The organism is Sandarakinorhabdus glacialis (assembly GCF_014643455.1).
In the GTDB taxonomy this organism is placed as follows: domain Bacteria; phylum Pseudomonadota; class Alphaproteobacteria; order Sphingomonadales; family Sphingomonadaceae; genus Sandarakinorhabdus; species Sandarakinorhabdus glacialis.
In genome coordinates this window covers 1-635 of the sequence record NZ_BMJM01000039.1, presented here as the reverse complement: position 1 = coordinate 635, position 635 = coordinate 1, and the positions used below count along the sequence as shown (strand labels likewise).

Genomic DNA, 635 nt, shown 5'->3' with positions numbered 1-635 from the left:
GCGCCGTGGGCGGCGCATGCGGTCGGCGATGCCACTGCGAATGACCTGCTGCGGCTTGCCGCTGTAGGCTGTCTGGACTTGGGGCAGGTCAGGTGGCACCCAACGTGTGCACGGCGGTGACAAAGCAGGCCAATGGATCGTCGGCGGAGTGCCGATGAGGGCGGCGTAAAACCCGGCCATTGGTAAGGCTGTTTCCTTTGGAGGCGGCCGGGGATGTTTGGCGTGGACAACTATGCCGCGGTTCGGCGTTTCGTGTTTGTCGAGGGTCACAGCCGGCGCGAGGCGGCGCGGGTATTCGGGTTGAGCCGAGAGACGGTGCTGAAGATGTGCCGGTTTTCGTTGCCGCCGGGCTACACGCGGACGGTGCCGGTGACGAAGCCCAAGCTGGGCACGCTGCTGCCGGTGATCGACACGATCATGGACGGCGACCGGACGGGGCCAGTGAAGCAGCGGCACACGGAGAAGCGGATCTTCGAGCGGCTGCGCGACGAGCATGACTTTACCGGCGGCTACACGGTGGTGAAGGATTATGAGGTGGTCCCGTCTGTTTGGACAGTTTGGCGGCGAAGTTAAGCTAATCCCGGGTTTCGATCATGCCGCCAGTAGGAGTGTTTCCGATGGCGGGGCTAGCCCCG

General features: G+C 64.3%; 1 protein-coding gene and 1 pseudogene. One reads left to right on the top strand and one right to left on the bottom strand.

The window, feature by feature from the left end; all coding sequences use genetic code 11:
- On the bottom strand, positions 1–180 hold a 180-nt coding region (locus IEW98_RS16240; RefSeq protein ID WP_207792617.1), incomplete at its 3' end, for a hypothetical protein.
- Between the two features lie 33 nt (positions 181–213).
- Here IEW98_RS16240 and IEW98_RS16055 point away from each other — a divergent pair.
- Positions 214–531 (top strand): annotated as a pseudogene (locus IEW98_RS16055) (IS21 family transposase); the annotation flags it as partial.
- Positions 532–635 lie beyond the last annotated feature (104 nt).